Raw genomic sequence first — 5,333 nt, 5'->3', positions numbered from 1 at the left:
ACTTAAAAGCTTGACTGAAGAAGCGATGAAATCTGCTCAACAGCCTAAAAAATAAGCTGACTTAGAGTGAATAAGAGCCTGCAATTGCAGGCTTTTTTATATTTTAAAATTCATTATCAGTTCTGCATTAAATGCTTAAAAGTCGTTATCATTAACTGATAACTTCAAGATCAATATGATAATTTCAACTTGATAAGGATGAACCTATGTCGGCTATTACCCTGCCCAATCAAATTTTTCCAACTACCACTGGAGAAATTAACCTGACTGAAATACCAACAGAATGGCTGATTGTGTATTTTTATCCAAAAGATTCTACACCCGGCTGTACCACTCAGGCGATTGGTTTCTCCTGCCTGAAAGACCAGTTTGATGCCTTAAATACCACTATTCTTGGGGTTTCACGTGATTCGGTGAAAGCGCATCAGAACTTCACTGAAAAACAGAATTTGAGCATTAATCTGATTAGCGACAAAGAAGAAGTATTATGTAAAATCTTTGATGTGATTAAAGAAAAGAACATGTATGGCAAACAGGTGATGGGCATTGAACGCTCAACCTTTATTTTCCATAACGGCGAACTCGTCAAAGAATACCGTAAAGTCAAAGCAGCGGGTCATGCTGAACAAGTGCTGGAGGACTTAAAAGTATTACAAGCAGCTTAAAGTCTTTCTTAAAAAAGGCATTTATTTTTTAATGCCTTTTTTTATTCATTTAGCTCATTAAAGAAATGGCAATCGACCACATTACGCAGCCAATCAGCACATCCAGTATTTTCCAGGCTTGTGGACGTTGAAACATAGGCTGTAACAACCGCGCAGCATAACCTAGGCTAAAAAAGAATAAGAACGATGCCGTGATAGCCCCTAAGGCAAAATATAATTGCGTGTTCGGATATTGAGTCGAAATTGAACCCAGTAATACCACCGTATCCAGGTACACATGCGGATTCAGCCAGGTTAGTCCTAAACAGATCAACACCACCTTCCCTAAAGAAGGCACATGGTTTTGACTGGCCTCTAAACGTTGTTCACTTTTCCAGGCCTGATAAAAGTGCTGTGTGCCATATATAAACAAGAATGTCGCCCCGAAAAACTTGGCAATATTCAGCCAATCAGGATGCAAAAGAACCAGTTCTGAAAATCCCAATACGCCTGCTGCAATCAATATGGCATCAGACAAGGCACAACAGAGGCAAATGGCAAAAACATGTTGCTGTTTTAAGCCCTGTTTCAATACAAATGCATTTTGTGCACCAATCGGTAGAATCAGACTTAAACCCATGGCAAAACCGTGTACGGCACTATTCAACATAACCACTTAACTTAAATAATTTAAAAATCTTGTCGTGAATTATCACCGCTTAAAATACTAATTAAGTATGATTAAGAAAATATCAATTTAACTCAGTTTTTCTTAGGTTACGTTTATGCTCTCAAATAAATCATGTGAAGCTTTTCTTGCCGTAGCTGAATCCGGCAGCTTTGAAGAAGCCGCTCAACAGCTTTGCATTACTGCATCTGCGGTAACGTTACGCGTGCAAAGCTTGGAAAAAGATTTGGGACAGATTTTACTGCTGCGCGAACGTCCATGTCGGGTCACTCAAGCGGGTCAAAAGCTGTTAGAGCATTTACAGCATCAACGATTACGCGAACAGAATCTTCTGCAACAATTCATGGGTCAATCCAGTCAGCATGAGTTTCATCAATTCAGTATTGCCACCAATGCCGACTCTTTATCGACCTGGTTATTGAAAGTCCTGCAGACCACATTAATCAAGCATAAAATTGCCTTAAAACTGTCTCTGGATGATCAGACCCAAACCCATCAGCTGCTTGAAACCGGTCTGGTCAATGCTTGTATCTCGACTGAATCAACTGCCATGAAAGGCTGTGAAGTGCATTACTTGGGACAGATGACTTATCACATGGTAGCTACACCTTCTTTTGTAGAAAAGTGGTTTAAAGATGGCATTTATCGTGATGCATTAAGGCAGGCCCCTGCGATTATTTTTAATGATAAAGATTTGATGCATCATCAGGTGATTCTGAATTTGTTTGGATTAAACCAGCAAAGCTATTCACATTATTTTATTCCTTCTTCTACCGGTTTTTTAGAAGCAGTGCATCTGGATTTAGGTTTTGGTTTGTTGCCTGAATATCAAATTGGTGATGATCTGCAGACCGGGAAATTAATTGAAATTATGCCGAATGCCAAAACCGAGATGAAACTGTATTGGCATCACTGGAAGCAGCAATCTGTGCTACTGCAACAATTGACGATTGACCTGCTCGAAAAGGCTCAACAGCAGATGAATTAAAAAATAGACGTTAGTAGATATTTTATGACAAATCCGGCAGCTTATTTGAGCTGCCATTGTCCAGATACTTTAATATTGACTTTCTCCCCGATCCCGCCAAATGCTTTTTTCATGCCAAAATCACTGCGCTTAACCAGAGTGGTAGCTTCTACATCCATGAGTTTTGGATCAGATGGATTAGGTTCTAGGGAGGTATCCAAAATCACCGGCCGGGTGATACCGCGCAGAGTCAGATCCCCTTTGATCTTATATTGATTATTCCCTAAAGGTACAAATTCATGACTGTTAAAAGTCGCGGTTGGGTATTTATCTGCATAAAATAAATCTTCACCCAAAATCATATTTTTCAGGGAAGGCTTACTCAAACTTAGGCTATTTACATGCAGTACAAACTGGGCCGAAGCATTTTCTGGTCTTGCAGGATCAAAGCTCATGCCAGACTGAACCCGCTGAAATTTTCCTTTTACAATAGACAAACCCATCGACTTCACATCAAAGCCCACATAGGTTTGTGGAGTCAGTGTCCACTCCTGTGCATGAACCTGCACAACAATACTTAGATTGATTACACTGGCAATCAAAACACTTTGTAAGGTGGTTTGGATATTCATCTTATCCACTCCTGGGTCGTGGCAATGCTCTGCCTCGCCCTAGAAGCTTACTTAAGATTGTTCCAGATTGGTTTTATCTTGTGTCAGGTATTTGTGCTGCAATTGTTGATAAGTGGAGGTATTCTGAAATTTGTGTAAAAACTCGCTGGTACCGAATGGAAAAGCAGATTCAATAATTTCACCACGATAATACGCTTCACGTAGCGGCGTGGCTGAAATTGCCCCAACCAGACTTTCCAGTTCCACCATTTGCCACTCTGGGAACAGCTTAAGATAATAAGAAGATTCATCCTTAAAATGACCAATTAAGCCGACTTTTGCTTCAGGCTCTACCATATCCGCCACCAAAGATTGCACCAGTTGTTGCCATTTTTGATCATCATAAACATCAATCACATGCACAAACTTAATTCGCTTCTGATCTGCTTCTGAAAAATTGGACAAAATCATTTGTTCGCGTTCAGCAGCACTAAAAGGATTTTTAATATTGCGTTCATTCTGCGCAGAACCGAGTGCCAAAATCACATTCTGACTTTGCTCTAAAGCGATTTTAATCGTTTGCATATGTGCCAGATGAAAAGGCTGAAAGCGACCAATGAAAACCAGATAATCAAATGTATAGTTCATAACAGATCAAGTTTTTTATGACTCGTGAGTTGTGCCGCCCCAATAAATATGCGACATAATAAACGCCATAAAATCAAATTAAATTTTAAAGCAAGGATAGTACGATGACACTGAGCTGTATTCAACAACCACATCAACATTTAAATGCGAATTTAGACAATGGCGTACTGACCTTAGCCATTGATCGTCCTGAAGCTAAAAATGCGTTATACACTGAATTGTATTTAAAAATTGCTCAGGCGCTGGATGAAGCCGATCAGGATAAAGACGTTCGGGTAGTGATTTTACGTGGTTCTGATGCTGATTTCAGTGCTGGTAACGATATGCAGGATTTCATGAAATCTGTAGCACAAAAAGGTCAGGCTCCGGCTTCGGAAGGTGCGCCTTTTATTTTGCTTAAATCTGCTGCAAAATTTTCCAAGCCTTTAATTGCTGCGGTTCGTGGTGTTGCAATTGGTATCGGGGTAACGATTTTACTGCATGCTGACTTGGTTTATAGTGATAACACTGCTCTATTTCAGATTCCGTTTGTGAGCTTGGGTCTATCGCCTGAAGGCGCTTCAAGCAAATTACTGGTTGAGCAGGCAGGTTACCACAAAGCTGCAGAGTTGCTTTTAACAGCTCAAAAATTTAACAGCGAAACTGCTGTTGCTGCAAATTTAGTTAATAGTATTGAAGAAGATGTCTATGCGACTGCCGCAAAAAAAGCTGCTCAGTTGTCTGCCCTGCCATTGGCTTCATTAGTACAATCCAAAGCCTTAATGAAACATAATCTCGATGAGATTGTGCAATGGATTGATCATGAAGCTGAAATTTTCATGAATCGCGTAGGCTCACCTGAAATGATGGAAGCTGTTTCTGCATTCATGCAAAAGCGTAAACCAGATTTTACCCAATTTAATTAATTGTTTGTATTGTTAAATGAAAATCCACTGAATGATGACATTATTTGGTGGCTTTATGCTTTTTAATAGATATAAATTTCAAGTTTTAAAAGCTGAGTAGATAAAGATGACCCAATCAAACGATACCCAAACTGAAAAGAAACGTTATTATGAGCCAGCTCCGACAGATATTGATGTCGAAAACTTTAAAAAAGTTGTGCAAAGCCGTCGTTCGGTACGTAAATTTACCAAAAAGCCCATTCCTGCGGAAGTGCTGGATGACTGTTTAGACCTTGCTTTGCTTGCGCCAAACTCATCCAATTTACAGCCTTGGACTTTTTATGTAGTGCAGACCCCTTCCAAAAAGAAACAACTGGTCAAAGCCTGTTTAAGCCAGCTTGCAGCAAAAACAGCATCAGAATTAATTGTCTGTATCGCACGTACCGACCGTATTGATGAAATGGCGAAGATGAATATTTCTGAGTTTCCATTTCCTGAAGCACCTGCTGCGGTGCAGAAGTATTACAAATATATTCCATATAATTATAAAACCGGTTATTTCAATGCCTTGGGTAACTTTAAGAAAGTTGCTTTCAAAATTGCTCGTACGCTGGATAAGCAGTTGCCAGTGACTGCTTTTAACCCAGCAGATGCAAGACTTTGGGCAAGCAAAACTACAGCTTTGGCTTGTGAAAATCTGGTATTAGCCTTGCGTGCGTATGGTTTTGATAGCTGTATGATGGAAGGTTTTGATGAGCCGATGGTACGCCAGATTTTGGAACTAAATGACCAGCAATATCCAATCATGGTGATTGCTGCAGGTGAACGGGCCAAAGATGGTGTATTCTTTCCACAGTACCGTTTTGATCGCGAACTTTTTATACAAAAAGT

The 5,333-nt window shown here is 39.9% G+C and carries 7 protein-coding genes; 4 read left to right on the top strand and 3 right to left on the bottom strand.

The features are described 5' to 3' along the window. The first annotated feature begins 206 nt into the window (after window positions 1-206). Complete coding sequence (locus B2Y23_RS02360) at window positions 207-665, top strand: peroxiredoxin (RefSeq protein WP_291368786.1); 459 nt, start codon at window positions 207-209, stop codon at window positions 663-665. A 49-nt stretch (window positions 666-714) separates the two neighbouring features. Here the strand turns inward: B2Y23_RS02360 and B2Y23_RS02355 are convergent, their stop codons facing one another. After that, entirely contained in the window at window positions 715-1,320 is a 606-nt protein-coding gene (locus B2Y23_RS02355; RefSeq protein ID WP_409515237.1) for a LysE/ArgO family amino acid transporter, read from the bottom strand. Window positions 1,321-1,429: 109 nt separating this feature from the next. On the opposite strand from B2Y23_RS02355, the gene B2Y23_RS02350 reads away from it, so the two are divergent. After that, a complete protein-coding gene (locus B2Y23_RS02350; RefSeq protein WP_291368782.1) occupies window positions 1,430-2,320 on the top strand; it encodes a LysR family transcriptional regulator ArgP in 891 nt (296 codons plus the stop codon). Between the two features lie 41 nt (window positions 2,321-2,361). On the opposite strand, the gene B2Y23_RS02345 is transcribed toward B2Y23_RS02350, so the two are convergent. Continuing rightward, window positions 2,362-2,931: a YceI family protein gene (locus B2Y23_RS02345; RefSeq protein WP_291368780.1), complete on the bottom strand. Its 570-nt coding sequence runs from the start codon at window positions 2,929-2,931 to the stop codon at window positions 2,362-2,364. Between the two features lie 51 nt (window positions 2,932-2,982). Next, entirely contained in the window at window positions 2,983-3,558 is a 576-nt protein-coding gene (locus tag B2Y23_RS02340; protein ID WP_291354715.1) for a nicotinate-nicotinamide nucleotide adenylyltransferase, read from the bottom strand. Between the two features lie 104 nt (window positions 3,559-3,662). On the opposite strand from B2Y23_RS02340, the gene B2Y23_RS02335 reads away from it, so the two are divergent. Together B2Y23_RS02335 and B2Y23_RS02330 are read left to right on the top strand one after the other, a co-directional pair. Beyond that, window positions 3,663-4,463 (top strand): enoyl-CoA hydratase-related protein, encoded by an 801-nt coding sequence (locus B2Y23_RS02335; protein ID WP_291354716.1) that lies wholly within the window; start codon window positions 3,663-3,665, stop codon window positions 4,461-4,463. Window positions 4,464-4,569: 106 nt separating this feature from the next. Then, on the top strand, window positions 4,570-5,333 hold a 764-nt coding region (locus B2Y23_RS02330; protein ID WP_291368778.1), incomplete at its 3' end, for a nitroreductase family protein.

The organism is Acinetobacter sp. UBA5934 (genome assembly GCF_002430855.1).
Lineage (GTDB): Bacteria > Pseudomonadota > Gammaproteobacteria > Pseudomonadales > Moraxellaceae > Acinetobacter.
Note: the sequence above shows the minus strand (reverse complement) of the source record. Positions and strands in the feature narration are given on the sequence as shown.